The sequence below is a fragment of the Arthrobacter sp. ISL-28 genome (genome assembly GCF_018613875.1).
Lineage (GTDB): Bacteria > Actinomycetota > Actinomycetes > Actinomycetales > Micrococcaceae > Arthrobacter.
In genome coordinates this window covers 302,649-328,420 of the sequence record NZ_JAGGPJ010000007.1, presented here as the reverse complement: position 1 = coordinate 328,420, position 25,772 = coordinate 302,649, and the positions used below count along the sequence as shown (strand labels likewise).

Annotated in this window: 24 protein-coding genes; 3 read left to right on the top strand and 21 right to left on the bottom strand. The window is 66.0% G+C overall.

All coding sequences use genetic code 11. The annotated features are described in order from the left end of the window. Positions 1 to 6 precede the first annotated feature (6 nt). From J7E80_RS06330 to J7E80_RS06280, 11 genes are all read right to left on the bottom strand, one after another. A complete protein-coding gene (locus tag J7E80_RS06330) occupies positions 7 to 807 on the bottom strand; it encodes a TSUP family transporter (protein WP_215050615.1) in 801 nt (266 codons plus the stop codon). A 15-nt stretch (positions 808 to 822) separates the two neighbouring features. Continuing rightward, complete coding sequence (locus J7E80_RS06325; RefSeq protein WP_215050614.1) at positions 823 to 2,634, bottom strand: proline--tRNA ligase; 1,812 nt, start codon at positions 2,632 to 2,634, stop codon at positions 823 to 825. A gap of 159 nt (positions 2,635 to 2,793) precedes the next feature. Next, positions 2,794 to 3,573, bottom strand: coding sequence for a hypothetical protein (locus tag J7E80_RS06320; protein ID WP_215050613.1), 780 nt, complete (start codon positions 3,571 to 3,573; stop codon positions 2,794 to 2,796). 39 nt (positions 3,574 to 3,612) lie between these two features. Next, on the bottom strand, positions 3,613 to 4,500 hold the full coding sequence (locus J7E80_RS06315; protein WP_215050725.1) for a GNAT family N-acetyltransferase: 888 nt from the start codon (positions 4,498 to 4,500) through the stop codon (positions 3,613 to 3,615). After that, positions 4,463 to 5,629, bottom strand: coding sequence for a flavodoxin-dependent (E)-4-hydroxy-3-methylbut-2-enyl-diphosphate synthase (gene ispG, locus J7E80_RS06310; protein ID WP_078026403.1), 1,167 nt, complete (start codon positions 5,627 to 5,629; stop codon positions 4,463 to 4,465). Before ispG ends, J7E80_RS06315 begins: the two co-directional genes overlap by 38 nt. A gap of 36 nt (positions 5,630 to 5,665) precedes the next feature. After that, positions 5,666 to 5,956, bottom strand: a complete 291-nt coding sequence (locus J7E80_RS06305) for a YciI family protein (protein ID WP_215050612.1) — start codon at positions 5,954 to 5,956, stop codon at positions 5,666 to 5,668. Positions 5,957 to 5,981: 25 nt separating this feature from the next. Next, on the bottom strand, positions 5,982 to 6,467 hold the full coding sequence (locus J7E80_RS06300) for a hypothetical protein (protein WP_215050611.1): 486 nt from the start codon (positions 6,465 to 6,467) through the stop codon (positions 5,982 to 5,984). Further along, positions 6,464 to 7,162 (bottom strand): MarR family transcriptional regulator, encoded by a 699-nt coding sequence (locus tag J7E80_RS06295; protein ID WP_215050610.1) that lies wholly within the window; start codon positions 7,160 to 7,162, stop codon positions 6,464 to 6,466. Before J7E80_RS06295 ends, J7E80_RS06300 begins: the two co-directional genes overlap by 4 nt. Positions 7,163 to 7,263: 101 nt before the next feature. Further along, positions 7,264 to 8,595 (bottom strand): RIP metalloprotease, encoded by a 1,332-nt coding sequence (locus J7E80_RS06290; RefSeq protein ID WP_215050609.1) that lies wholly within the window; start codon positions 8,593 to 8,595, stop codon positions 7,264 to 7,266. A gap of 18 nt (positions 8,596 to 8,613) precedes the next feature. Beyond that, complete coding sequence (gene dxr / locus J7E80_RS06285) at positions 8,614 to 9,843, bottom strand: 1-deoxy-D-xylulose-5-phosphate reductoisomerase (RefSeq protein ID WP_215050608.1); 1,230 nt, start codon at positions 9,841 to 9,843, stop codon at positions 8,614 to 8,616. 55 nt (positions 9,844 to 9,898) lie between these two features. Beyond that, complete coding sequence (locus J7E80_RS06280; protein ID WP_215050607.1) at positions 9,899 to 10,642, bottom strand: sulfite exporter TauE/SafE family protein; 744 nt, start codon at positions 10,640 to 10,642, stop codon at positions 9,899 to 9,901. 100 nt (positions 10,643 to 10,742) lie between these two features. Here J7E80_RS06280 and J7E80_RS06275 point away from each other — a divergent pair, with 100 nt between their 5' ends. Further along, positions 10,743 to 12,209: a lipase maturation factor family protein gene (locus J7E80_RS06275; RefSeq protein ID WP_215050606.1), complete on the top strand. Its 1,467-nt coding sequence runs from the start codon at positions 10,743 to 10,745 to the stop codon at positions 12,207 to 12,209. A gap of 8 nt (positions 12,210 to 12,217) precedes the next feature. Here J7E80_RS06275 and J7E80_RS06270 read toward each other — a convergent pair whose 3' ends face one another. From J7E80_RS06270 to J7E80_RS06240, 7 genes are all read right to left on the bottom strand, one after another. Continuing rightward, the gene (locus tag J7E80_RS06270; RefSeq protein ID WP_215050605.1) at positions 12,218 to 13,057 is read right to left on the bottom strand and encodes a CoA ester lyase; all 840 of its coding nucleotides are present in this window, start codon (positions 13,055 to 13,057) and stop codon (positions 12,218 to 12,220) included. A gap of 4 nt (positions 13,058 to 13,061) precedes the next feature. Then, positions 13,062 to 13,625: a MaoC family dehydratase gene (locus tag J7E80_RS06265; protein ID WP_215050604.1), complete on the bottom strand. Its 564-nt coding sequence runs from the start codon at positions 13,623 to 13,625 to the stop codon at positions 13,062 to 13,064. Then, complete coding sequence (locus J7E80_RS06260; protein ID WP_215050603.1) at positions 13,622 to 14,368, bottom strand: CoA transferase subunit B; 747 nt, start codon at positions 14,366 to 14,368, stop codon at positions 13,622 to 13,624. Before J7E80_RS06260 ends, J7E80_RS06265 begins: the two co-directional genes overlap by 4 nt. Before the next feature lie 2 nt (positions 14,369 to 14,370). Then, a complete protein-coding gene (locus tag J7E80_RS06255; RefSeq protein ID WP_215050602.1) occupies positions 14,371 to 15,162 on the bottom strand; it encodes a CoA transferase subunit A in 792 nt (263 codons plus the stop codon). A gap of 45 nt (positions 15,163 to 15,207) precedes the next feature. Then, positions 15,208 to 16,371, bottom strand: a complete 1,164-nt coding sequence (locus J7E80_RS06250) for an acyl-CoA dehydrogenase family protein (RefSeq protein WP_215050601.1) — start codon at positions 16,369 to 16,371, stop codon at positions 15,208 to 15,210. Positions 16,372 to 16,373: 2 nt separating this feature from the next. Further along, entirely contained in the window at positions 16,374 to 18,632 is a 2,259-nt protein-coding gene (locus tag J7E80_RS06245) for a biotin carboxylase N-terminal domain-containing protein (RefSeq protein ID WP_251036562.1), read from the bottom strand. Between the two features lie 67 nt (positions 18,633 to 18,699). Continuing rightward, positions 18,700 to 20,307 (bottom strand): carboxyl transferase domain-containing protein, encoded by a 1,608-nt coding sequence (locus tag J7E80_RS06240; RefSeq protein ID WP_215050600.1) that lies wholly within the window; start codon positions 20,305 to 20,307, stop codon positions 18,700 to 18,702. A 197-nt stretch (positions 20,308 to 20,504) separates the two neighbouring features. On the opposite strand from J7E80_RS06240, the gene J7E80_RS06235 reads away from it, so the two are divergent. After that, positions 20,505 to 21,137: a TetR family transcriptional regulator gene (locus J7E80_RS06235; RefSeq protein WP_215050723.1), complete on the top strand. Its 633-nt coding sequence runs from the start codon at positions 20,505 to 20,507 to the stop codon at positions 21,135 to 21,137. A gap of 96 nt (positions 21,138 to 21,233) precedes the next feature. Here the strand turns inward: J7E80_RS06235 and J7E80_RS06230 are convergent, their stop codons facing one another. Genes J7E80_RS06230 through pdhA form a run of 3 tightly spaced genes read right to left on the bottom strand, consistent with a single transcriptional unit; the run spans position 21,234 to position 24,786 of the window. Then, positions 21,234 to 22,601: a dihydrolipoamide acetyltransferase family protein gene (locus tag J7E80_RS06230; protein ID WP_215050599.1), complete on the bottom strand. Its 1,368-nt coding sequence runs from the start codon at positions 22,599 to 22,601 to the stop codon at positions 21,234 to 21,236. Continuing rightward, entirely contained in the window at positions 22,598 to 23,608 is a 1,011-nt protein-coding gene (locus tag J7E80_RS06225) for an alpha-ketoacid dehydrogenase subunit beta (protein ID WP_215050598.1), read from the bottom strand. The genes J7E80_RS06230 and J7E80_RS06225 overlap by 4 nt, the downstream gene beginning before the upstream one ends. After that, positions 23,608 to 24,786 (bottom strand): pyruvate dehydrogenase (acetyl-transferring) E1 component subunit alpha, encoded by a 1,179-nt coding sequence (pdhA, locus tag J7E80_RS06220; protein WP_215050597.1) that lies wholly within the window; start codon positions 24,784 to 24,786, stop codon positions 23,608 to 23,610. Before pdhA ends, J7E80_RS06225 begins: the two co-directional genes overlap by 1 nt. A gap of 195 nt (positions 24,787 to 24,981) precedes the next feature. Here pdhA and J7E80_RS06215 point away from each other — a divergent pair, with 195 nt between their 5' ends. Further along, entirely contained in the window at positions 24,982 to 25,455 is a 474-nt protein-coding gene (locus J7E80_RS06215) for an Lrp/AsnC family transcriptional regulator (RefSeq protein WP_215050596.1), read from the top strand. Positions 25,456 to 25,772: the final 317 nt, after the last annotated feature.

Below are 25,772 nucleotides of genomic sequence, written 5' to 3'. Positions count from 1 at the left end.
TGCATGCTACGCCGTCCCGAAGTTCTCCTGCCAGACGTCGTAACCGAGTTTGATGATCAGGGCAGCCACCACTGCCAGGAAGACGATCCGCACGAACCGGTTTCCCTGCCGGACCGCCGTGCGCGCGCCCAAATAGCCGCCAGCCATGTTCGCGAGTCCCAGCAGCAGACCCACTCCCCACAGCAGGGAGCCATGTGGCAGGAAAAACAGCAGCGCACCGGCGTTCGTGGCCATGTTGACGATTTTGGCCTTGGCACTCGCCTCAAGGAAGGCGTACCCCATCGCCGAAACCAGCGCGATCACGAGGAACGAGCCGGTGCCAGGGCCGATCAGGCCGTCGTAGAAACCGATCACGGCACCAATGGTGCAGGCCACCACATAGTGGGTGCCGCCGCCGTGCCTCAGTACGGTGAGGTGGCCGGCGTCGGGCTTGAAAGCGGTAAAAAGCGCGACGGCGACCAGCGCCACCACGATGATCGGCTTGAACACTTCCACCGGCAACCGGGCCGCCAGCAAAGCCCCGCCAAAGCTGCCGGCGAGTGCTATGACTGCCATGGGCAGGGCAGTCCACAAGTCCGGCCGGACACGGCCGTAGTACGTGACGGCGCTCGTCGTGGTGCCGAAGATGGACCCCATCTTGTTGGTGGCGAGGGCCTGCACCGGAGTGATGCCCGGGACGAGCAGTAGCGCCGGAAGCTGCAGCAGGCCTCCGCCGCCCACCACCGCGTCCACCCAACCCGCAGCGAAGCCGGCCACCACTATCAGGATGACAGTGGCGAGCTGGATCGATTCGAAACCCGAAACCACCCTGTGGGCTGGCTGTCAGCTGTTGCGGACGGCGTTGACCACGAAGTCAACGGCCTTGTCCACTGCAACGTTTTCCGCCTCGCCGCTGCGGCGGTCCTTGATCTCGACGACCCCGTCCACGAGTCCCTTGCCGACGGCCAGGATGGTGGGTACGCCCACCAGCTCCGCGTCGCCGAACTTCACGCCCGGAGATACCTTGGGACGGTCATCGTAGATGACGTCCAGGCCGGCCGCTTCGAGTTCAAGGGCGAGCTGCTCCGCCGCGGCGAAGATCTCATCCCCCCGGCCCACGGCCACGACGTGGACGTCCGCCGGAGCCACTGCCCGCGGCCAGACCAGGCCCCTGGCGTCGTGGTTCGATTCAGCGAGGGCGGCCACGGCACGGGTCACGCCAACACCGTAGGAACCCATCGTCACCACGACCTGCTTGCCGTTCTTGTCCAGGACCTTCAGCTCAAGGGCTTCGGCGTACTTGCGGCCGAGCTGGAAGATGTGACCCATTTCGATGCCGCGGGCGGTCTCGAGCGGACCGGAGCCGTCCGGTGCTTCGTCACCGGCGCGGACCTCGGTGCATTCAATGACGCCATCCCAGCCGAAGTCGCGGCCGGCCACCAACCCGAACACGTGCTTGCCGGCCATGTTGGCACCGGTCACCCAGGCAGTGCCGCTGACGATGCGAGGGTCCACGAGGTAGAGCAGTTTGGCAGCGCCTTCCAACCCGAGCAGGGGTTCGTCCAGCGACATTCCCGGGCCAAGGTAGCCGCGCACGATGAGCGGGTTCTTTGCCAGGTCCTCGTCTCCGGCAGCTTCGACGTTGATTTCGCCGGCGACGGGCAGGTAGGCGCCGATATTGGCCTCAACGCGCTTCAGGTCCACGCCACGGTCACCTGGCACGCCGATAACCACGATCTGGCGCTCACCGGTCGGCAGGGTCACGGCGAGGACCACGTTCTTCAGCGTGTCGGCGGCCGTCCACGGGCCGCCGTCGGCCTCGCTCCGGGGAACAAGCTCATTGGCTGAAGCCACGAGGGTCTCGATCGTCGGGGTGTTCGGGGTATCCCTGATCTCGGCCGCCGGGGCATCCGTGAAGTCGATCTTACCGGGGACCACGGTGGTCACGGCCTCGACGTTAGCGGCGTAACCGCCTGCCGACCGCACGAACGTGTCTTCGCCGATCTCCGTGGGGTGCAGGAACTCCTCGCTCCTGGAGCCACCCATGGCCCCCGCCGTGGCAGCCACGGGAACAACGTCGAGGCCGAGACGGTCGAAGATCTTCAGGTAGGCGGCGCGGTGCGCGTTGTAGCTCGCGTCCAGGCCGGCGTCGTCAACGTCGAACGAGTAAGAGTCCTTCATGATGAACTCGCGGCCGCGCAGCAGGCCGGCGCGGGGCCGTGCCTCGTCGCGGTACTTGTTCTGGATCTGGTAGATGCTCAGCGGCAGGTCCTTGTACGAGGAATACAGGTCCTTGACCAGCAGAGTGAACATTTCCTCGTGGGTGGGAGCCAGCAGGTAGTCCCCGCCCTTGCGGTCCTTCAGCCGGAAGATGCCCTCGCCGTACTCCGTCCAGCGGTTGGTGGCCTCGTAGGGCTCCTTGGGCAGCAGGGCCGGGAAGTGGACTTCCTGCGCGCCGATGGCAGCCATCTCCTCGCGGATCACCTGCTCCACCTTGCGCAGCACGCTGAGTCCCAAGGGCAGCCACGTGTAGATTCCCGGTGCCGCGCGGCGAATGTAGCCGGCGCGCACGAGGAGCCTGTGGCTGGCCACTTCGGCATCAGCGGGGTCTTCACGCAGGGTGCGCAGGAACAGCTTGGAAAGTCGAAGGACCACGGGTAAGTATCCGTTTCTGGGGGGAATTGCTGATTGTCTGGATACTAATCTACCGGCAACCAGGCGACGCGGCTTCCGGGCGGTCCTGCAACAGGGCCGCAACAGGTGCACAGCGGCTCCGCAACAGGGGCTCCCTCGACGGACTCCTGGGCTGAATCCTTACTTGATGAGTTTTGCTGCCTGGTCCAGCAAGGCGCCCGCGGTGGAGGCCCCTGCGGTGCCGGCGTTGGCTCCGGAGGCCATTGAGGATATGAGGACGCCGCCCTTGATCGCGTAGGCCGTGACCGTGGACTGCTGCTGCCCGTCTGGCAGCGTGATGTCCGTGCGGTAGGCGAGGGTTCCCGGGGTTGATCCAAGGCCGGTGATCTCGGTGGTAGCGGCCTCGACCTTGACCCCCTGCATGGTGATCGACATGGCCTTACATTTTGTGACCTGATCGGCGTTCGTGGATACGGTCTTCTCCAAAAGGTCCTCATCCACCCCGGACATCAAGGTCACCGTCGCCAGCGCTTCAGCAGCGGCGTCCATGCTGACGCCTGCTGCCACGGCAACACCGGCGGGCGGCTCCATGGAACCTGCCACGACCATATCCCCGCATTCCTTGGGCTCGATGGTCATCTGCTCCATCAGAGCATTGGCCTGTTCAACTTGGCCCGACAGGTCTTCGCCGGACATCACAGCCAGCTTTGCCCCTTTGCCGTCACGGATCTTGTTCATGAGCGCGGCCAGTTCCTGGCTTGTGTACATCTTGACCGGCGGCGCCGTGGGTGTGGGGCTGGCCGTGGTGGCTTCCGGCGCTGCAGGGGCGGTGGCCGACGGTGCGGTCTCAGCTGCAGCCGTATTGCCGCTGCCCGCGTTGTCCCCGTTTCCGCCGCAGGCGGCAACGCTGAAAGCCGCCAGAATGGTCACTCCGAAGAGGCGCGCAGCAGATTTGTTCATTTATCCCCCAAAGAACCTGATACCCGCCAGGGCGGCCGGTCAGAACAGCACTGTAGCGAACGTTCCTACTTGGCGGAAGCCAACGCGCTCGTAGGTGGCGCGGGCACGGGAGTTGTAGTCGTTGACATAGAGGGAGGTGATGGGTGCCATTTTTTGGGCCAGCAGCACCACGGCAGCCATGTAGCCGGCACTCAGTCCAAGTCCGCGGTAGCTGGGATTCATCCAGACGCCCTGCACCTGAGTGACCTCGGAGGTCACCGCGCCGAGCTCGGCTTTGAACACTACTTCGCCGTCGCTGAGGTGAACCAGGGAGTGCCCTTGGCGGATCAGCCCTGCGACGCGGCGGCTATAGAAGTCGCGGCCCCCGAGATACGGCGAGTAGCCCACTTCTTCCTCGAACATCGCCGCGCAGGCGGGGAGGATGGTGTCGAAGTCGGCGTATTGCCCGAACCCCAATTGCCAGTTGGGCTCCACCGCGGGCGGTCCCGCAATGGTCATCAGGGGCTGGTCCGGCCGCACTTCGTGCGCCACATGACCCAGCTGCTCCAGCTGGCTGTGCAGCGCCAGCACGGTGGGCGCTGGACCGAAGATGGAGGCATACCTGCGGCCGGAGCGGTGGGCCGCAGCGGCCACTGCCCCGGCAAGCCCGGGTGTGAGTTGGACCGGGACCAGGTTGGCGCCTGCCCAGCAGGCCCCAACCAGTGAATCGTCGTCGAAGACGCCCAGGACAGTGGCACCGCCGGGAGTGGGGGCAGCGGACCCCGTCGATTCCAAGTGCGCCAGGATGAAGACATTGGCCACCGGATCAGTGCTGGCCAGTCCATGCAGCGCGGCCGTATCCGGCACACCGAGTGCCCGCACGGTTACCCCGTCCGGGGCGGTTCCATCCCTATGAGACGCTAACCACGGGGCTACCCTTGACAGCATCTTCGCCATCGGCCTCCCCCATCTCTTCTGCGATACGCATGGCCTCTTCGATCAGTGTCTCAACAATCTGGCTCTCAGGGACAGTCTTGATGACCTCTCCCTTCACAAAAATCTGGCCCTTGCCGTTGCCGGAGGCAACGCCCAGGTCAGCTTCACGTGCTTCACCCGGTCCGTTGACCACACAGCCCATGACGGCGACGCGCAGCGGGATCTCCATGCCCTCGAGTCCCGCGGTCACCTGTTCGGCCAGGGTGTAGACGTCCACCTGTGCGCGCCCGCAGGACGGGCAGGACACAATTTCCAGCTTGCGTGGGCGGAGGTTCAGCGACTGCAGAATCTGGTTGCCCACCTTGATCTCCTCAACCGGAGGGGCGGACAGGGACACACGAATGGTGTCGCCGATGCCCCGGGACAGCAGGGCGCCGAAGGCGGTGGCGGACTTGATGGTGCCCTGGAAGGCGGGCCCGGCCTCGGTGACGCCCAGGTGCAGCGGCCAGTCCCCCTTTTCGGCGAGCATCTCGTAGGCCGCGACCATGATGACGGGGTCGTTGTGCTTGACCGAGATCTTGAAGTCGTGGAAGCCGTGCTCCTCAAACAGGGAGGCTTCCCAGACGGCCGATTCAACCAGGGCTTCCGGGGTGGCCTTGCCGTATTTCTTCAGGATGCCCGGCTCCAGGGACCCGGCATTGACACCGATGCGGATCGACGTGCCGTGGTCTTTGGCAGCCCTGGCGATTTCCTTGACCTGGTCATCGAACTTGCGGATGTTGCCGGGGTTGACCCGCACGGCGGCGCAGCCGGCCTCGATGGCGGCGAAGACGTATTTCGGCTGGAAGTGGATGTCGGCGATGACCGGGATCTGGGACTTCCTGGCGATGATGGGGAGGGCCTCAGCGTCATCCGCGGAGGGGCAGGCCACCCGGACGATGTCGCAGCCGGACGCCGTCAGTTCTGCGATCTGCTGCAGCGTGGCGTTGATGTCCGTGGTGGGGGTGGTGGTCATCGACTGCACGCTGATGGGCGAGTCGGAACCGACGCCTACGGAGCCGACTTTGATCTGCCGCGTCTTGCGGCGGGGAGCAAGGACGGGAGGTGGTGCGGATGGCATTCCCAAGCTGACCGAGGTCACGAGGACTCCTTGTATAGAAGAGGTGGTGGTACGGGGTTAGGCGTGGTCGGCGAGGAGGCCGGTCACCGGGGCCCATTCCGTGGTGCGGATGCCCGAGATGACACCGGCGGCTGCAAAGGGGTCCTGCTTGAGGATGTCGTTCAGCGCGCTCTCATCGGCGGCCTTGAAGATCAGCAGGGCACCGGCGCCGTCACCGTAAGGCCCGCTGGCGAGGAGCACGCCGTCCTTTACCAGTTCCGCGGTCCATTCACGGTGCGACGGACGGCTGGCGTCACGGGCTTCAGAAGACTCGGCATCGTATACGTACTCAACAGCAAAAACAGTCATACAGATACCCTATCCCGCAGCCGCCCTACCCGAGGATCACCACCTTCACGAAGGCAGCAACTCCCGCCGCCCAGAGCATGGAGGAGAGGGTCCCGATGATGAAGCGTTCAGCAGCGACCGGCGTCTCCTTGAGTTCGGCGAAGCGGCCAAGGCCTTTGATGGCTACCACATAGGCGATGGCCACAGGCTGGCCAGCCAGGATGGCAAGGCACACGGCCAGCCGTTCCAGCACTCCGATGATGGCCCCGCCACGCAGGATCCGCGTCGTTGGCGGCTCCGTGGAGGATTCCCCGGGCACCGTGATGTTGCCGTCCACGGTGTTTTCAAGGTCTAGGGAGTTTGCACGGTCCACGGTGACATCGGCCGAGGGATCGTCGGCGTTGTCGGCCGCGCCGGTGACGGCGTCGGCCCTGTCATCGATGGTGCGGGCGAGCTTGAATACCAGCGCCGTGACGGGCCAGCCCACGAAGCCGGCTGTCAGCAGGGCCGCTGCGATCCAGAGTGCGTTCACCGTTCTCCTCGGTTGCGTGCTTCCGGGCTGGACGCATCAAGGATCAGCCCATGGGCGGTGGCCAGCAGCATTTCCACCGCGGGTCTCGCCGCCCATTCTTCCTGCCATCCTGACCTGATGATGGCCCGGCTCACCGACTGTTCACTGATTCCCAGTTCCTGGGCCACCTGCTTCTGCTTTCCGTGCCGGCCCGGATTTCTCCCGTTCTTGGCCCGGAGTGCGTCCACTACCCGCCACTGGGCGTCGGTCCGCTCCTGGACCAGCCTCCCGACGAGCCGCAAGACGGCTTCGGCGTTGGCGCAGGCCCTGGCCCCGGCTTCCGCGCCCCCCGTCGCTGCCGCACCCCGCCGGACTCCGCCGGACACCACTGCCACCGGAACGTGGCCGGCGGCGGCCTTGGCCCGTTCCACTGCCTGCCGAGCGGCCACGAAGGCGGCTCCCGCCCCTTCGCGGGGACTCACGGGCTGCGGTTCATTGACGGGCCCGATCCCGATCCCCACGTACCAGAGGCCGCTGCGCAGTGCGTGGAGAGCCACCTCCACCACATCGGCGGGCTCATCGAGGACGCCCTGGACCTCGTCCCCGACGGTGCGTTCAAAACGGCGGGGGGATATCCGGCCCAGTCCGTCGAGGAGTTCGGGCACGCGGTCAATATCGGTGCTGCTCCCCCGCTGGTCGATCGTCAGAACGTACATGCCTCAACCGTAAGGGGCATATTCGAAAATATCAATCATTTAAGGCTGATTATCGGATATCAGTCTGAAATCGTTGATAATCGGTAATCAGCCGATGAGTTCTAGCCGAAGAGATTTACTGGTTTCACGATGTCCGCATAGATGAGAAGCGCACCCATGCCCATCAGCAACCCAGCCACCACGTACGTCACGGGGAGCATTTTGGCGATGTCGAAAGCGCCTGGATCAGGCTTGCCGAAGAGTTTGGCCACGCGCCGCCGGACCGCTTCGTACAGCGCGCCCGCCACATGTCCGCCGTCGAGCGGCAGCAGCGGTATCAGGTTGAAGACCGCAAGCGCGAAATTCAGTCCGGCGAGCAGGCCTACGAGGGCGCCAATTCTGGACTGCACCGGCACCTGTTCCATCGCGGCGACTTCGCCGGCCACCCTGCCTACGCCGACCACGCTGATGGGACCATTCGGATCGCGCGGCTCTTCGCTGAAGGCAGCCTTGGCCACTCCGGCCACCCGCGCCGGGAGGTTCAGGATGACGCCGGCAATCTGCTTGATGTTCTCCCCCGCCATGGGCAGGACGGACGACGCCGGTTGGGCAACCAGCGTGGTCTGGGCACCGACGCCCAGGAAGCCGACGTCCTGATACAGGAGCTTGCCCTGGTCGTCCTTCGCCTGCCGGCCGTCCGCCCCGATGACCGGCCGCGCCGACAGCACCGGTGTAACGGTGGTGGCAACCCGGGCGCCGTTCCGCTCTACGGTCATGCTGACTTCCCTTCCGGCGGACGCGCGGATCCAGCCGGTGAGTTGGTCCCAGCTGGTCACGGGCTTGCCGTCAAAGGAGGTGACGACGTCGTTGGGCTTGAGGCCGGCGGAGGCGGCAGGCGTCAGCTTGCAGTCGGCGGAGTCCGGGTCGATGGTCTCTCCGGCCTTGACCTGGCATTTGGAGACGTCGGCGATGGTCGTGGTCGGGGTGGCGATGCCGAACCCCATCAGCAGCACCGCGGTGAGCACCAGGCCGATCAGCAGGTTCATCGCAGGCCCGCCCAGCATCACGACGATCTTCTTCCAGACCGGAAGCCGGTAGAAGACCCGGTTTTCGTCGCCCGGACCCACCTCTTCATGGGCCATGGAGCGGGCCTCGGTGGCCAGCGTCTGAAACATGCCGGTGCTGGAGGGCCGCACGGTACCGTCCTCCTTGTTGGGCGGGTACATGCCGATCATGGACACGAAGCCGCCCAGCGGAAGGGCCTTGAAGCCGTATTCGGTCTCACCCTTCTTTTTCGACCAGAGGGTGGGGCCGAAGCCGATCATGTACTTGGTGACGCGCACCTTGAACAGCTTGGCGGGAAGCAGGTGCCCCACCTCGTGCAGGGCAATGGAAACGGCGATGCCGATGGCAACAAAGACGACACCGAGGATGAAGAGGATAACGGGACTCATGCTTCGATCTGCTGCTTCCTAGAGACTGCTCACTGCTAAACGTTCGTGGGTGCGCGCTCGTGCCCACTTTTCAGCATCCAGCACGGACTCGACCGTTAGCCGGGAAGAACCCGGATGTTCGCTGAGAACAGCTTCGATGGTATCCACAATGTCAGTGAACCGGATGCGGCCTTCGTGGAAGGCCATCACGGCCTCCTCATTGGCTGCATTGAACACGGCGGGGTAGGTGCTCCCCTGCTTCGCGGCGGCCTTCGCGAGCCCGACGGCGGGGAACGCTCCCGCATCCAGCGGCTCGAAGGTCCAGCTCGTGGCCCGGGTCCAGTCGCAGGCGGGGGCCGCGCCCGGAACCCGCTCCGGCCAGCCCAGCCCAAGGGCGATGGGCAGGCGCATATCCGGGGGGGAGGCCTGGGCGATCACGGAGCCGTCCACGAACTGCACCATGGAGTGGACCACGGACTGCGGATGGACCACCACGTCGATCCGGTCCAGCGGGATATCGAAGAGCAGGTGCGCCTCGATCACCTCCAGCCCCTTGTTGACAAGGCTGGCGGAGTTGGTGGTGACCATCAGGCCCATGTCCCAGGTGGGATGGGCCAGGGCTTCCTCGGGGGTGACGTCCGCCAGCTGTTCCCGGGTGCGGCCGCGGAACGGGCCGCCGGACGCGGTGAGGATGAGCCTGTCCACCTCGGCGGCGGAACCTGAGCGCAGGCACTGCGCAATGGCAGAGTGTTCGGAGTCCACCGGCACGATCTGCCCGTCCGCGGCGGCGGCTTTGACGAGCGAGCCGCCCACAATCAGGGACTCCTTGTTGGCCAGCGCGAGGGTGGCTCCGGTCTCGAGGGCGGCAAGGGTCGGCGCCAGGCCGATGGAACCGGTGATGCCGTTGAGCACCACGTCGGCGTCCACGGCGGCGATCCTGGTGGAGGCGTCCGGGCCGGCGATGATCTCCGGACGGTACGACGCGAGCCCGGCGGCCCGGGCGGCGTCGTCGATCAGCTCCTGGAGGCGGCCGGGATCGCCGGCGGCGATCCCCACCGCCCGTGCCCTCGTATGAACAGCCTGCCGTGCGAGGAGTTCAAGATTGCCGCCGCCGGCGCTGAGCGCCACGACCTCGAAAAGGTGCGGGGCGTCGTCGACGACGTCAATCGCCTGGGTGCCGATGGAACCGGTGGATCCGAGGAGGACGATTCTGCGCGGCTGGGCCGCTGCTGATCGGCTGGCTGAACGGCTGGCGCCCGAAGTCTGCATGACTTAAGTATCCCGCACCCCTGGCCGCCGTCGGATCCGGCAGAGGGTGGGGTGACTAGCTCATGGCCAGTCCGAGCATGCCTTTGGCCACCGTGGATACGGCTCCCGCGTAGGCGATCATGACGACAATCCTGCGGATGATCCCGGGCTGCACCTTCCCGGAGAGCAGGTCGCCGGCCACGATCCCCACGATCATGGCGGCCAGGATGCCCAGCCACTGCCAGCCTTCAAGCCCGGGAAGGTGTCCGCCGGAAAACAGGTATTTGCTCAGCAGCGAGGACAGCCCCGTGGTCACAAAGTAGGGCTGCAGGGTTGCGCCGAAGCCTTTCTGCTCCCAGCGGGTGACGATGGCGTAGGCAGTGATGGCGGGCCCGCCGACGCCTGCGGCCGCATTCATGAGGCCGCTGGAGAATCCCAGGGAGACCAGCGGAACCGGACCCGAGGCCTGCCATGGGCTGCGGTTCAGCCGCTGTGAAGCCAGGAGTCCGAGGATCAGCAGGACCCCGATGCAGATCTCCAGCGGCGCCTCGGGAGCGTGGCTTGCCAGCCAGGCACCGGGCAGCACGCCGGTGATGGCGGATGCCGCGAGGCCGAAATAGCGCCGCCAGTTAACGTGCCGCCACACCCTGGACAGGATAAGCAGCGATGACACCGCTCCGCACAGGTTGACGATCATCACACCGTCGAAGGGTCCCAGGAGCACCACCAGGACCGGCGCCACGAGAAGCCCGAACCCCAGGCCGGCGAGTCTTTGCGCCAGCGCTCCCGCCACCACGGCGACGAGCACCACAACAAACATGGTTTCGATCCTAGTGCCGCGGCACGTCCCTCCTATCTTTGGCGCTCCCGCCCTTGTCACCGCACCTTGACGCGTTTGTTGCCGTGAGTAACGTGGAAGCGTGGACTGGGCCGCCTGGTTCGACGCGCCGGATTTTGAATTCGCCCGGCAAGTGCTGCAGCGTGGCGTCGCTGCGCTCTACTTCGTTGCGTTCCTTTCATCGCTGAACCAGTTCCCGGCTTTGCTCGGCGAGCGCGGGCTGCTCCCCGTTCCGGATTACCTGGAGGCGTTCAGCAGGCTGCGGCGGCCCACGCTGTTCCGCTGGCGCTACTCGGACCGGCTGCTGCGGGCGGTGTGCGGGACCGGGATGGCCATCTCGGCGACCCTCGTTGCGGGCCTTCCCCAGCTCGGTCCGCCCTGGGTGCCGCTCCTGGCCTTCCTGGCGCTATGGCTGCTGTACATGTCGATCGTCAATGTGGGGCAGACGTTCTATGGCTTCGGCTGGGAGATGTTGCTTCTCGAGGCAGGCTTTACCGTGGCGTTTCTTGGCTCCGACCAGACCGATCCGCCCCGGACCATCCTGATCCTCGTGGCCTGGCTGGTGTTCCGCCTGGAATTCGGCGCGGGCATGATCAAGATCCGGGGCGGCCGGGAGTGGCGGGACCTGACAGCCCTGTATTACCACCACGAGACGCAGCCCATGCCTGGCCCGCTGAGCCGGCAGGCGCATCTCCTGCCCAAGCTGTTCCACCGGGTGGAGGTGCTGGGCAACCACTTCGCCCAACTCGTGGTGCCCTTCTTCCTTTTTGCCCCGCAGCCGCTGGCCAGCATCGCTGCCGGCATCGTCATCTTCACGCAGTTGTGGCTCGTGGCCACCGGCAACTTCGCCTGGCTGAACTGGATCGCCATAGTGCTGGCCTTCGCAGCGGTCAGCGATCCGGTCGCCCACGCGGTGCTGCCGTTCCTCCCGCTGAACTGGCATCCCGCCTACTCGGGCGACGAGACGCCGCTGTGGTGGCTTGGGCTGACTCTCGCCGCCACTCTGCTGCTGGTGGTGCTCAGCTACTGGCCGATCCGCAACCTGTTCTCACACCACCAGCTGATGAACGCCAGTTTCAACCGCTGGCAACTCGTGAACACGTACGGCGCCTTCGGCACTGTGACGAAGCAGCGCGTCGAGGTAGCGGTGGAAGGCACCATGGACGAGGATCCGGACGAAACCGCGGATTGGCAAGAGTACGGCTTCAAGGGGAAGCCCGGAGATGTGCGCAGGGTGCCGCGCCAGTGGGCGCCCTACCACCTGCGGCTGGACTGGCTCATGTGGTTCCTCCCGCTGCGCACCGTCCATGAGGAGTGGTTCTACGCTTTCCTGGCCAAGCTTCTGGAGGGCGACCGCACGGTGCTGCGCCTGCTGCGCCATGACCCGTTCGACGGCGAACGCCCCCGCTGGGTGCGCGCCCGCACCTACCTGTACCGCTTCTCCAGCCGGGCCGAGTTCCGCGAGACCGGCCAGCGCTGGATCAGAACCCCGCTGTATGAGGCCATCCCGCCGCTCTCCCTGCGTCGGGCACCGGGGCGCCAGCAGTAAGCCGCCTGCTAGGCCAGTGCGCCGGCCCGCCGGATAGTCGACTCCGCGTGCTTGAGGATGGGCCCGTCGATCATCTTGCCCTTGAATTGGAACACTCCCGTACCGGCGGCGCGGGCCGCCTCCAGAAGCTCCTGGGCCGTGGCGACGTCCTCCTCGCTGGGCGCGTAGGCTGCCCGGACGGCCGCCACCTGGTCGGGGTGGATGCACGCCTTGGAGCTGAAGCCGGAGGCCACGGCATCGCGGGATTCCTCGGTCAGCCCCTCGAGGTCGGGGATGTTGACGTAGACGGCGTCCACGGCTTCCTTGCCAAAGGCGCCTGCCGCCAGCAGCACCGAGGAGCGGGCGTGCAGCGCCACCGCACGGTAGCCGCCGTCGTCCCTCCTGCTCGAGGTGCCGCCGAGGGACGCCAGGAGGTCCTCCGCGCCCCACATCAGCGCCACGACGTTGGGCGCGGCGGCGATGGCGGGGGCGTTGATGATCCCGGCCGCCGTTTCGCAGAGGGCGATGACGTGGAAGTCCTCCAGCGCCCGCAGCTGCTCCGCGCTTTCTGTCTTGGCAAGCATTACCGTGCGATAGGGCGTATGCGCGAGGCAGTGGAGGTCCTTCTCGAAGTCCTCCGTGCCGGCCGGGTTGATCCGGATGATGGTGCGGGTGGGTTCGAGCTCGGGGACATCGCCTTGGGCACCGACCTGGGCGAGGATTGCCCCCCTGGCGCGCTTTTTGTCTGCCGGGGCCACCGCATCCTCAAGATCCAGGATGACGGCGTCGGAGCGCTCAGCGGCTTTCTGAAAGCGTTCGGGGCGGTCGGCGGGGCAGAACAGCAGGGCAGGACCCATGACGAAACTCATGGCTTCATTCTCCCCCTCGAACTGACTTCTGTGCGGCCTCCGCCTCCAGATGAGCCTCCCGTGTCCACATCAGGCAGCTGCGCGTCACGAGGGCAACCACGGCGCCGTCCTGGTTGCGGCCCGTGTGCTTCATGGTGACGATGCCCTGCCCCGGGCGGGATCCGGACAGCCTCCTGCCGGAGATGACGGTCTCCGTGTACAGGGTGTCGCCGTGGTACAGCGGGTTTGGGAAGGATACGTCGGTGAGTCCCAGCTGCGCGACGATGGTGCCCTGCGTCAGTTGCGTGACGGACTGCCCGACGACGGTTGCCAGCGTAAACATGGAGTTCACCAGCCGTTGCCCGAACGGCTGCCCCGCGCTCCACGCGGCGTCCAGGTGCAGCCCCTGGGTGTTCATGGTCATGGTGGTGAAGAGGACGTTGTCCGTTTCGGTCACTGTCCGGCCCGGCCGGTGCGCGTACACCACGCCCTCTTCGAGTTCCTCGAAGTACAGACCGCGCTGTTCAACGACACGCTGTTCAGTCACCTGCGCCTCCTCAGTGACTCGCTCCGGAGGGTTCGCCGTCATACGGTCAGTTCCTGGTCTTCCTCGAAAAGCTCGACGCCGGTGGCCGCCGCCACATCGTCAATGGACACGTTGGGCGCCAGCTCGCGCAGCACCAGCCGGGACTGCCCGCCCTCGGCAACGACGTCAATCACGGCGAGGTCCGTGATGATCCGGTCCACGCAGCCCTTGCCCGTGAGCGGCAGCGTGCACTGTTCCACGATCTTGGGCCTGCCGTTCCGGTCCACGTGCTCCATCATCACAATGACTTTTTTGGCTCCGAAGACCAGGTCCATCGCGCCGCCCATGCCCTTGACCATCTTGCCCGGGATCATCCAGTTGGCCAGATCGCCATTCGCGGCAACTTCCATGGCGCCAAGCACGGCCACGTCCACGTGCCCGCCCCGGATCATGCCGAAGGACAGGGCGGAGTCGAAAAACGCCGCACCCTTGTTGACGGTGACGGTTTCCTTGCCCGCGTTGATCAGGTCCGGGTCGATCTCGTCCTCGCCCGGGTAGGGCCCGACGCCGAGGATCCCGTTCTCCGAATGCAGCACCACTTCCACTCCGGCGGGAATGTAGTTGGGGATCAGCGTGGGCATCCCGATGCCGAGGTTGACGTACTGGCCGTTGCTGAGCTCCTGTGCCACGCGTGCGGCGAGTTCGTTCCGCGTCCAGCCCTTGCCCTCTGGGTGCGACATGGCAGCGCGCCGGTACTCGGGACGGACCCCCTCCGGGCGGGGAGCCTCCGGGCTGTTCGGATCCATGGCTATGCTCCTGCCTGGTCGGTGGTGCCGGCTGCCGACGGGGCGGAGAGCGCCACCGTCCGCTTTTCGATGCGTTTTTCCGCCTGCGGCGCGACGACAACCCGCTGGACGAAGATGCCGGGCAGGTGGACGTGTTCGGGGTCCAGCTCCCCCGGTTCCACCAGTTCTTCTACCTCGGCGATGGTGATCCGGCCTGCCATGGCGCACAGCGGGTTGAAGTTCATGGCCGTTGCGTGGAAGACCAGGTTGCCGTGCCGGTCGCCCTTCCAGGCATGGACCAGGCCGAAGTCGGGCGCGAGGGACTCTTCGAGCACGTAGTCCACGCCGTTGAAGGTGCGAACTTCCTTGGGCGCGGAGGCGATCGCAATGCCGCCGTTGGCGTCGTACTTCTGCGGCAGGCCGCCTTCGGACACCTGGGTGCCGACGCCCGCTTTCGTGTAGAACGCCGGAATGCCGGCGCCGCCGGCGCGCAGCTTCTCGGCGAGCGTTCCCTGCGGGGTCAGCACAACCTCGAGTTCCCCGGAAAGGTACTGCCGGGCGAACTCCTTGTTCTCCCCGACATAGGAGCTGATGGTCCGCCGAATGCGGCCGTCCCTGAGCAGGATCCCGAGCCCCCAGTCGTCCACGCCGCAGTTGTTGCTCACCGTTTCCAGATCCTTGGTGCCGTGCTCATGCAGGGCATCGATCAGGGCCACCGGGATCCCGCACAGGCCGAACCCCCCGACGGCGAGCGACGCGCCGTCCGAAATATCCGCAACGGCCTCGGCAGCGCTGGCAACAACCTTGTCAATCATCGTTGATCCTTTCAGGTGTCTCGACAGGCTCGGCCACCGGGGCGTTCACAGTCCCAGTTCCCGGGCGATAAGCATCAGCTGCACCTCCGTGGTGCCCTCTCCGACTTCAAGGATCTTGGAGTCGCGGTAGTGGCGTGCCACGGTGAATTCGTTGATGAAGCCATAGCCGCCGAATACCTGGGTGGCATCCCGCGCGTTGTCCATGGCCGCCTCGCCTGCGACCATCTTAGCGATGGCCGCCTGGGTCTTGAACGGCTTGCCGGCGAGCATCCTGGCGGCCGCGTCGTAGTAGGCCAGGCGGGCAGTATGGGCGCGTGCCTGCATGCGGGCGATCTTGAAGGAGATGGCCTGGTACTTGCCGATGTTGTTGCCGAACGCGCTGCGGTCCTTGGCGTACCGGACCGAGAGATCCACGCAGCCCTGGGCCGCGCCCGTCGCGAGTGCCGCGATGGCGATCCGGCCCTCGTCGAGGATGGAGAGGAAGTTTGCGTAGCCCCGGCCCCGTTCGCCCAGAAGGTTGGCTTCGGGAACGCGGACATCCTTCAGCGTCAGGGGGTGCGTGTCGGAGGCATTCCAGCCCACCTTGTTGTAGGCCTTCTCCGCCGTGAAGCCCGGCGTGTTGGTGGGCACCAGAATGGTGGAGATCTCCTTCTTGATGCTGCCGTCCTGGCGCTCCTGCTTGCCGGTCACGGCGGTGACCGTCACCAGCCGGCTGATGTCCGTTCCGGAGTTGGTAATGAACTCCTTGTTGCCGTTGATGACCCAGTGGCCGTCCTCCAGTCGGGCGGTGGTCTTCGTGCCGCCGGCATCGGAGCCGGCTTCCGGCTCGGTCAGGCCGAACCCTGCGAGCGCCTTTCCGGAGGCGAGCAGCGGCAGCCACTCCTCCTTCTGAGCCTCCGTGCCGAACCGGTGGACCGGCATGGCGCCAAGCGATACGCCGGCTTCCAGGGTGATGGCCACGGACTGGTCCACCCGGCCGAGCTGTTCCAGTGCAAGTGCCAGCGCGAAGTAGTCCCCGCCCATGCCACCGGACTCCTCGGGAAAGGGCAGGCCGAACAGGCCCATGTCCGCCATCTGCGAGACAACCTCGTACGGGAAGCTGTGTTCTTCGTCGTGCTTGGCCGAGACGGGCGCCACGACCTCGTCGGCAAACTCGCGGACGGTGTTGCTGAGGTCCTGGTACTCCTCGCTGAGCTCAAAATCGGCCATAGCTAGGCTCCCTTACGTTCATGTGTTGGATCGTGGATTGGTGAGTCGTCTGCCGCTTCTTCCCCGGCCGTTCCCCGGTGGGCGGCGGGCTCCGCGTGGATCGTCGCCAGCACCTGGTCGGCCTTCACAAGGTCCCCGGTCCTGACGGTGATGTGCACGGTGCCGGCAACTTCGGCCACGAGCTGGTGCTCCATCTTCATGGCTTCCACGGACAGCAGCACTTGGCCGGCTTCCACCGTCTCGCCGTCGCTGGCGGAAACCGAGACGACAGTCCCCGGCATGGGCGAGCGGACTTCGGGATCCGCAACGCCCACTTCACGCTGTATGGCGGCCAGCACGCGTTCAAGGCGGGACTCCCGGCTGAGCACTTCGAGTCCGCAGGACCAGCCGCCGTTGCCCACGTAGACGTGCTGCGGCCGCCCTTCCCGTTGGCGGTCCTCCCGGAGGGAGCCCAACGCGAAGGTCTGTTCCTGCCCGTCCACTGTGAGCCGAATGGATTCGCCGGTCAGCCTCTGGACCCGGACTCTGTGTTCCGGTCCCCCGTTGACCCGGACCAGGGCGTGGCCAAGGTTGTCGTCGCCCAGCCAGGTGACGGCCACGGTGGCCATCGCTCCGCCGGAAAGGCCAAAACTCATCCGCCAGGGCGCCGGGACGCCCAGGCGCCAGCCGCGGACGCTGTTCCAGGGAGAAGCGACGCCTGCGGGACCCTCGTCGACAATCCAGAACTGCATGGCCGCGGCGATGAGGTCGGCGTCCGCGACGCTCCGGAACGCCAGGTCCGGCATCTTCCGGTCGATCAGCGTGGTATCCAAGTGGCCGGCGCGTACGTCGTCGTCGTTGATCAGGAGCCGAAGGTATTCCACGTTGGTTCCCACACCGAGGACCGTGTACCGCTCCAGCGCTGTGTCCAGCCTGTCGAGCGCCGACTGGCGGTCCTGTCCCCAGGCGATGACCTTGGACAGCATGGGGTCGTAATCACTGGAGATCTCCAGCCCCGGCTGCAGCGAGGAATCGATGCGGATGTGGGGATCGGCGGCCCCCGCGGAATCACCACGCGCCGCGGCGGAATCAGCACGCGCCACGGCGGAAGGGGCGGAAAAGATGGTTCCGGCCTCGTCGAGCAGCACCACTGTGCCGGACGACGGCAGGAAGTTCCGCTCCGGAACCTCCGCGTAGACACGGGCCTCCGCAGCATGGCCTTCAAGCACAACGTCGTCCTGCGCCACGGTGAGTACCTCGCCGGCGGCGATGCGCACCTGCCACTCGACGAGGTCCACCCCGGTGACCATTTCCGTGACCGGGTGCTCCACCTGGAGGCGGGTGTTCATCTCCATGAAGAAGAATTCGTCCGGTGCGTTGTCTGAGACCAGGAACTCGACGGTTCCCGCCCCGGTGTAGTGCACACTGCGGGCCGCCTGGCAGGCGGCTTCACCGATGCGCGCGCGGGTAGCGCCGCCATCGTTCAACGATTCGAGGAGCGGCGACGGCGCCTCCTCGATCACTTTCTGGTGCCGGCGCTGCAGGGAACACTCGCGCTCCCCCAGATGGATCACGTTACCGTGGTTGTCAGCCAGCACCTGGACTTCAATGTGCCGGGGGGCCATGACCAGGCGCTCAAGGAACAGGGTGTCATCGCCGAACGCGCTGGCCGCAACGCGACGGGCCGTTGCCAGGGTGGCCGGAAGGTCGGTCGGGCGCTCCACGATGTGCATCCCTTTGCCGCCGCCGCCCGCGGACGGCTTGATGAGCAGCGGATATCCCACGGCTGCGGCGGCGCTGATCAGGTCCTCGTCCGTCAGCCCGGGTTCGGCGATGCCGGGAACGACAGGCACGCCGTAACCGGCCACGTGGTTCTTGGACCGGATCTTGTCCCCCATGACCTCCAGGGGCTCCACGCCGGGACCGATGAAGGCGATCCCCGCAGCCGCCAGTGCACGGGCGAACTCGACGTTTTCGCTGAGGAAGCCGTAGCCGGGGTGCACCGCCTGCGCGCCAGAGTCCTTGCACGCCCGGATGATCGCCTCGATCTTGAGATAGCTTTCGGCCGCCGCGGCCGGCCCGATCCGGACGGCAGCATCCGCTTCGCGCACATGGCGGGCTCCGGCGTCGGCGTCGCTGTAGACAGCAACCGAACGGATGCCCATGGCACCCAGCGTGCGGATCACGCGGCAGGCAATCTCGCCGCGGTTGGCGACCAGGACGGTGTGGAACATGGCAGGCTTGGCCTCCCCGTCGGACTGGACTACTGCTGTGCTGGTCATTGCCGTGGTGGTCACTTTTGGATTCGTCACTGCTGGATTCGTCACTGCTGGATTCGTCACTGCTGGCTCACATTCGGAAGAGGCCGAAGGATGTCTCCGGCAGCGGGGCGCGGGAGACGACGTCGAGGGCGAGGCCCAGCACGGTGCGCGTGTCCGCGGGGTCGATCACGCCGTCGTCCCAAATGCGCGCGGTGGAGTAGTAGGGGCTGCCCTGGTCCTCGTACTGCTGCCTGACGGGAGCCTTGAAGGCCTCCTCATCCTCGGCCGACCATTCCTGGCCGGCGGCCTCGTACTGGTCGCGCTTCACGGTGGCCAGAACGCTCGAGGCCTGGTTGCCGCCCATTACGGAGATCCGGCTTGCGGGCCACATCCACAGGAACCGCGGGGAATAGGCCCGGCCGCACATGGAGTAGTTTCCGGCCCCGAAGGAACCGCCGATCACGACGGTCAGCTTGGGCACCCGTGCGGTGGCCACCGCCGTAACCATCTTGGCGCCGTTCTTGGCGATGCCGCCCTGCTCGGAGTCCTTGCCCACCATGAACCCGGAAATGTTCTGCAGGAAGATCAGCGGAACGCCCCGCTGGTCGCACAACTCGATGAAGTGCGGCCCCTTGAGTGAGGACTCACTGAACAGGACGCCGTTGTTGGCCACGATGCCCACCGGATGGCCATGCAGCCTGGCGAAGCCGGTGACGAGCGTGATGCCGTAGTTTTTCTTGAACTCGTGGAACCTGCTGCCGTCCACCAGCCGGGCGATGACCTCACGGACGTCGTACTGCGCGTTGACGTCCGTGGGGACGGCGCCGTAGATCTCCCCCGGGTCAACAACGGGGTCGACAGCGGTGTCCACGTCCCAGGCGGGCGCGGCCGGGCGGGGCAGGGTGGCGACGATGTCCCGCACAATCTGCAGGGCATGCTCGTCGTTTTCGGCCAGATGGTCCGTGACGCCGGAGATCCGGGAGTGGACATCCCCGCCGCCGAGTTCCTCCGCTGTGACAATCTCGCCGATGGCGGCCTTCACGAGCGGTGGTCCGCCCAGGAAGATGGTGCCCTGGTTGCGGACGATGACAGTCTCGTCGCTCATGGCGGGAACGTAGGCTCCGCCGGCCGTGCAGGAGCCCATGACGGAGGCGATCTGCGGGATCTTCGCCGCCGACATCTTCGCCTGGTTGAAGAAGATCCGGCCGAAGTGCTCCCTGTCGGGAAAGACCTCGTCCTGCTTGGGAAGGAAGGCCCCGCCCGAGTCCACCAGGTAGATGCAGGGCAGCCGGTTTTCGAGCGCGATCTCCTGGGCACGGAGGTGCTTCTTCACCGTCATGGGATAGTAGGTGCCGCCCTTGACCGTGGCGTCGTTGGAGATGACCAGGACCTGGCGCCCGTGCACCAGCCCGATGCCGGCGATCACCCCGGCGCCGGGCGAATCGTCGTTGTACATTCCGTTGGCCGCCAGCGGAGCGATCTCGAGGAAGGGGCTCCCGTCGTCCAGGAGCTGGTCGATACGCTCCCGCGGAAGCAGCTTGCCGCGGGCCACATGGCGCTCGCGGGACTTCTCCGGTCCGCCCTGTGCCGCTGTGGCGAGCCGCTTGCGCAGCTCGCCCGCGAGCGCCTGCTGCGCGAGGCTGGTGGCCGTAAAAGCCTCGCTGGTGGGATCCAGCCGGCTGGCGAGTGTCTCCATTGACCGCTTCCGTTCCTGGGCCGCTCCGGATTCTGTCCGGCGCGGGCCGCTTTTCGGTTAGTGCCGTGTAACTGAGATTACGTTAGTCTCTATTAACTGTGATGTCCAACACAGTCGCGAGTTGCTAGAGTTTGCTCTTTCGAGGAGGAAATGTGCCGATCACAGAGCAGGGCCAGCTTGCCGGGAGCGGGCCCGGCGTGCAGCCGGACGCCGTGGGCGAGGACAGCCAGCCGGCCAAGGCAACCCAGCGCAGCCGGGCGAAGGAAACCCGCCGGCAGGCACTGCTGACCGCCGCTGCGTCGCTCTTCGCCGTCAACGGCTTCAACCGTGTGTCCCTAGAGGACCTGGGCGCCGCCGCCGGAGTCAGCGGTCCGGCCGTCTACCGCCACTTCCCCGGGAAACAGGCCGTGCTGGGCGCCCTGCTGCTGAGTGTCAGCCAGGACCTGCTCGACGGCGGCCAGCGGGTCGTGGCCGAATCCGGGGACGCTGCCGCAGCGCTTGGCCGGCTCGTGCAGTTCCACGTGGACTTCGCCCTGAGCAATCCCGACGTCATCCGCGTGCAGGACCGGGACTTCACCAACCTTACTGACGAAGACCAGGCGCAGGTGCGGGCCCTGCAGCGCAGCTATGTTGAGCTCTGGGTTGACGTCCTGGCCCGGATCCACAGCGGCACGGACACGGCGGATCTCCGGATGCGGGCGCATGCGACCTTCGGACTGATCAACTCGACCCCCCACTCGGTCCGGAACCATGGCCGGAAAATGGCCATCAAGTCCGCCAGGCCGCTGCTCGAGAACATGGCGCTCGCGGCCCTGACGGCACCGGGCTAAGAGGCGGCCTCACCGGCTCTAGCCCCACGAACGGCCCTGGCCCTCACAACCGTCGCTGGACAACGACGGTTGTGAGGGCCAGGGCCGGTTTAGTGCTTAGGCCAGTGCCAGAGCCATGCCGGGGTCGGCCTGCAGGGCGCCGAGGTCCGCCAGGAACCGGGAACCCTGTTCGCCGTCCACCAGCCGGTGGTCGAAGGACAGGCTCAGGGTCATGACCTGCCGCAGCGCGACCTGGTCCTGGTATTCCCAGGGCATCTTCCGCACAGCACCCATGGCCAGGATGGCGGCCTCGCCCGGGTTCAGGATCGGCGTGCCCGCATCGATCCCGAAGACCCCGATGTTGGTGATGGAAATGGTGCCGCCAGAGAGGTCCGCGGGGCTCGTCTTGCCGGCCCTGGCCGATTCGGTCAGTTCGGTGAGCGCCCTGGACAGCTCGGCGAGCGACATCCGGTCCGCGTCCTTGATGTTCGGCACGGTGAGGCCGCGCGGGGTGGCTGCGGCGATCCCGAGATTCACGTAGTTGAACTGCACGATCTCCTGGTTGGCTTCGTCCCACCTGGAATTCAGGGAAGGGTTGCGCCGCAGTGCAATCAGGGCAGCCTTGGCCACGAGGGTCAGCGGCGTCAGCTTGAGCCCGGCAAACGCCTTGCTGGATTTGAGCCGGGCCAGCAGTTCCATGGCGGGGGTGACGTCAACGGTGAGGAACTCCGTAACGTGCGGCGCCGTGAAGGCACTGGACACCATAGCTGCCGCGGTGAGCTTGCGGACCCCCTTGATGGGAGACCGAACTTCACGTTCACCCTGCCCGGACACCGCCCGCTCTGGGGGCTGCCCGGCCCCGGCTGCCGCGAACTCCTGGCCGGCGGCGGGCAGATCCCCGCCGCCCACGAAGTTCAGCACATCGTCCCGGATGATGAGTCCGCCGCGGCCGCTGCCGTGAACGTCCTCGAGGGCCACGCCGAGGTCTTTGGCCAGCTTCCGCACCGGCGGCGTGGAACGGGGGCGTTCGGCAGGCTTGGTTTCGGCAGGCTCAACCGGCGGGCGCTCGGTTTCGGCAGGCTCAACCAGCGGTGGGACTGCGGCGAGATTGCGCTGCCGGCGCACGGGGCGGCCGGTAGTTTCGACGACGGCGCCGTACCCAACGAGGTTCGGTTCCCTCTTCGCGGGCTCCGCCTCAGCCTCAGCACCGGCGGCGGGCGGTCCGTCGGCGTCGCCTTCCACTTCGAAGGAGACGATCGGCTTCCCCACCTCCACCACGGTGCCCGGCTGCTCATGCAGGGCGGTGACGACGCCGGCGAACGGGGAGGGAAGCTCCACCACGGCTTTGGCGGTCTCCACCTCAGCAATGACCTGGTTCAGGCGTACCGTGTCCCCAACGTTGACCTTCCAGTTGACGATTTCGGATTCGGTCAGGCCTTCGCCGAGATCGGGGAGCCGGAATTCCTTGATCATGGCGGCGGTCATCCTTCCCGCCCGCTCAGCGAATTCGGCCTGCCAAGTGCACGGTCAACGCCGTCGAGGATCCTGTCCAAACTCGGAAGGTGGTGCATCTCCAACTTGGAATACGGGTACGGCACATCAAAGCCTGTAATGCGGACCGGAGCCGCCTCCAGATGGTAGAAGCACCGTTCCGTGATGCTGGCTGCCACTTCGGCGCCCAGCCCGCCCGACTGACTGGCCTCGTGGGTTATCACGAGCCTGCCGGTCTTGCGCACAGAGGCCTCTACCGTGGCATAGTCCACCGGGGCCAAGGAGCGGAGATCGATGACTTCCACCGAGACGCCTTCATCGGCTGCCGCCGTGGCGGCGTCGCGGGCGGTCTTCACGAGCGGGCCGTAGGCGACCAGCGTGACGTCGCTGCCATCGGCGACCACGCGGGCCTTTTCCATGGACAGCGCACCGGCGGCGTCAAGGGACTCATCCACTTCGCCTTTATCGTGGTAGCGGCGCTTGGGCTCGAAGTACAGCACCGGATCGTCACACGAGATGGCCTGCTGGATCATGACGTGCGCGTCCTGCGGGTTTGACGGGCTAACAACGCGCAGGCCCGAGGTGTGGGTGAAGTACGCCTCGGGAGATTCTGAATGGAATTCCGGAGACCCGATCCCCCCGCCGAAGGGAACGCGGATGGTCAGCGGCATCTTCACCGCGCCTTGGGTGCGGTAATGGAACTTGGCCACCTGGCACACGATCTGGTCGAAGGCGGCATAGATGAATCCGTCGAACTGAATCTCCACCACCGGGCGGTAGCCCCGGTAGGCCAGGCCCACCGCCGTGCCCATGATGCCGGACTCTGCCAGCGGGGTGTCCACAACCCGATGCGTGCCAAAGTCCTTCTGCAGGCCGTCCGTCACCCGGAACACGCCGCCGAGCGCTCCGATGTCCTCCCCCATGAGGATGACCTTTGGATCGTTCTCGAGTGATTTGCGCAGCCCGGAATTTATGGCCCGGGCAAAGGTCATCTGGGTCATCAGTGTGCACCTTCTTCAGAGGCGGCTCCTGCGGGATCACCGAAGGAAGCCAGGTAGCGGGCGTAATGGTCCTGCTGGCGGTCCAGCCACGAGTTCGGCGTGCTGTACACGTGCTTGAAGACGTCCAGCGGCTCCGGGTCGGGCATGTTGATGCATCCGGACCGCATCTCGCGGGCCACGGCGTCCGCCTTCTGCTGCACCGCTGCTTCAAGCTTTTCTGTGAGCAGGCCCTTGCGGTCCAGCAGCGCCTTGACCCGGCGGATCGGATCCTTCGCGGCCCAATCCTCGAGTTCGTTGGCATCGCGGTACCTGGTGGGATCGTCCGCGGTCGTATGCGGACCCATCCTGTACGTGACGGCTTCAATGAAGGTGGGTCCTCCGCCGCGGCGGGCGCGGTCCAGGGCAACACGGGTGGCGGCCATCACGGCGAGGACATCGTTGCCGTCCACCCGCATGCTGGGAATGCCGAAGCCCGCGGCACGGTCCGCAATGTGAATGTGGGACTGCAGTCGGACGGGTTCGGAAATGGCCCAGTGGTTGTTCTGGCAAAAGAACACGACCGGCGCCTGGAAGCTGGCCGCGAAGACCATGGCTTCGTTGACGTCGCCCTCGCTGGTCGCGCCATCGCCAAAGTAGGTGATGGCCACCGAATCAGCGCCGTCGTTCTGGATGCCCATCGCGTAGCCGGTGGCGTGCAACGTCTGCGAGCCAATAACGATTTGGGAGGTCGCCATGTTGACGGTGTAGGGATCCCACCCGCCCGCGGCGTTGCCGCGCCAGACGCGGATGATGTCCGTCAGCTTGATTCCCCGGCAGTAGGCAACCCCGTTGTCGCGGTAGCTGGGGAAAACAAAATCGTCATCCCGGAGCGTCCTGGCCGAGCCAATCTGGGAGGCTTCCTGGCCCAGCAGCGGCGGCCAGAGTGCCAGCTCGCCCTGCCTTTGAAGTGCCGTGGCCTCCGTGTCGATCCGCCGAATGACCACCAGGTCCTCATACAGCGAACAGAGCTGCTCGTCCGTCACGTCCTGGACCCAGGGATCGTACTCGGGGTGGCTGACGCGTTCCCCTGCCGGGGTGATCAGCTGGACCAGGTTCCCACTCGTCCTGCCTTGATGTTCTGCCCTGTTGCCCGGGCCCTCGGCGGCTGTACCGCCCTGGCCCAACTCGTCTGTCAACACAGTTGTGCAACCTTCTGACGTCGTGTCACCGTGCCGCGGAAGGACTCGTGATCCTGCCGCATTCCGGCCTTCCGGGCGCCGTTGCTCCGGATAATTGTGACCATACTCACAATGTTCAGGGGGTACAACCACCGCCGGAAAAACTGAGCACAATGCACCATTCAGGCAGCTTAGACCGTGCTAGCCTTGCGCATTATGCAAGCTTTGGATGGCACCGACACCCGGCTTCTTTCGGCCTTGGCACGCGATCCACGGCGGACGGTGGTTGCCTTGGCACAGAAGCTGGGCCTGTCCCGGAACACGGTCCAGGCCAGGATGGCCCAGCTCGAGAAGAAACATGTTTTCCTCTCCTTTGAACGCCGCATCAACCCGGTCTCCCTGGGGTACCCCCTGATGGCCTTCATTTCGGTGCATGTCCAGCAGCAGAAGCTCGGCAGTCTTGCCGAAGAGCTGGCAAGCGTGCCGGAAATTCTGGAAGGCTATGGGCTCACGGGTCCGGCAGACCTGCTGTTGCGTGTCGTGGCGCTCGACGCCGAGGACCTGTTCCGGATCAACGGAAAAATCCTGGCCTGCGACGGCGTTGAGAGAACGGACACGGCGCTGGCCATGGGAGAGCTCATTCCCTTCCGGATCCAGCCCCTCCTCGACCGCGGCTCGGCAGCAGAATAACGGCCGCCGGGCTATAGGCTAATGCCACGTGAAGTGACCGGGCGCCGACCGCGGGCCCGCAACCAGGCGCGCCGGTCCGGCGGCTGCCGGAAAGGCCACCTGTGAGCAACACCCAGGACCCGTACCAACCAGGTGCGACACCTGCCGGGCCACCACCAGCACAGCCCCCAGGACAACCCCCAGCGCAACCGGCAGTACCGCCTGCCGGGCAGCCCGCAGCGCAGCCTGACAACCAACTGCCCTCCCGACGGCAGCGGTACGGCAACACTCCCCTGCCTCCTGTTCCCTTCGGATTGCCGGGCCGGCCTCTGACCAAA

Bases quoted from the DNA above. Each gene is read 5' to 3' on its own strand.
- J7E80_RS06230 (WP_215050599.1), bottom strand. From the start codon at position 22,601: ATGACCGCCGCCATGATCAAGGAATTCCGGCTCCCCGATCTCGGCGAA.
- J7E80_RS06255 (WP_215050602.1), bottom strand. From the start codon at position 15,162: ATGATTGACAAGGTTGTTGCCAGCGCTGCCGAGGCCGTTGCGGATATT.
- dxr (WP_215050608.1), bottom strand. From the start codon at position 9,843: ATGCAGACTTCGGGCGCCAGCCGTTCAGCCAGCCGATCAGCAGCGGCC.
- J7E80_RS06240 (WP_215050600.1), bottom strand. From the start codon at position 20,307: ATGGAGACACTCGCCAGCCGGCTGGATCCCACCAGCGAGGCTTTTACG.
- J7E80_RS06215 (WP_215050596.1), top strand. From the start codon at position 24,982: ATGCAAGCTTTGGATGGCACCGACACCCGGCTTCTTTCGGCCTTGGCA.
- J7E80_RS06225 (WP_215050598.1), bottom strand. From the start codon at position 23,608: ATGACCCAGATGACCTTTGCCCGGGCCATAAATTCCGGGCTGCGCAAA.
- J7E80_RS06245 (WP_251036562.1), bottom strand. From the start codon at position 18,632: ATGACCAGCACAGCAGTAGTCCAGTCCGACGGGGAGGCCAAGCCTGCC.
- J7E80_RS06280 (WP_215050607.1), bottom strand. From the start codon at position 10,642: ATGTTTGTTGTGGTGCTCGTCGCCGTGGTGGCGGGAGCGCTGGCGCAA.
- J7E80_RS06250 (WP_215050601.1), bottom strand. From the start codon at position 16,371: ATGGCCGATTTTGAGCTCAGCGAGGAGTACCAGGACCTCAGCAACACC.
- J7E80_RS06305 (WP_215050612.1), bottom strand. From the start codon at position 5,956: ATGACTGTTTTTGCTGTTGAGTACGTATACGATGCCGAGTCTTCTGAA.
- J7E80_RS06290 (WP_215050609.1), bottom strand. From the start codon at position 8,595: ATGAGTCCCGTTATCCTCTTCATCCTCGGTGTCGTCTTTGTTGCCATC.
- J7E80_RS06270 (WP_215050605.1), bottom strand. From the start codon at position 13,057: ATGAGTTTCGTCATGGGTCCTGCCCTGCTGTTCTGCCCCGCCGACCGC.
- J7E80_RS06315 (WP_215050725.1), bottom strand. From the start codon at position 4,500: ATGCTGTCAAGGGTAGCCCCGTGGTTAGCGTCTCATAGGGATGGAACC.
- J7E80_RS06295 (WP_215050610.1), bottom strand. From the start codon at position 7,162: ATGTACGTTCTGACGATCGACCAGCGGGGGAGCAGCACCGATATTGAC.
- J7E80_RS06260 (WP_215050603.1), bottom strand. From the start codon at position 14,368: ATGGATCCGAACAGCCCGGAGGCTCCCCGCCCGGAGGGGGTCCGTCCC.
- J7E80_RS06265 (WP_215050604.1), bottom strand. From the start codon at position 13,625: ATGACGGCGAACCCTCCGGAGCGAGTCACTGAGGAGGCGCAGGTGACT.
- J7E80_RS06320 (WP_215050613.1), bottom strand. From the start codon at position 3,573: ATGAACAAATCTGCTGCGCGCCTCTTCGGAGTGACCATTCTGGCGGCT.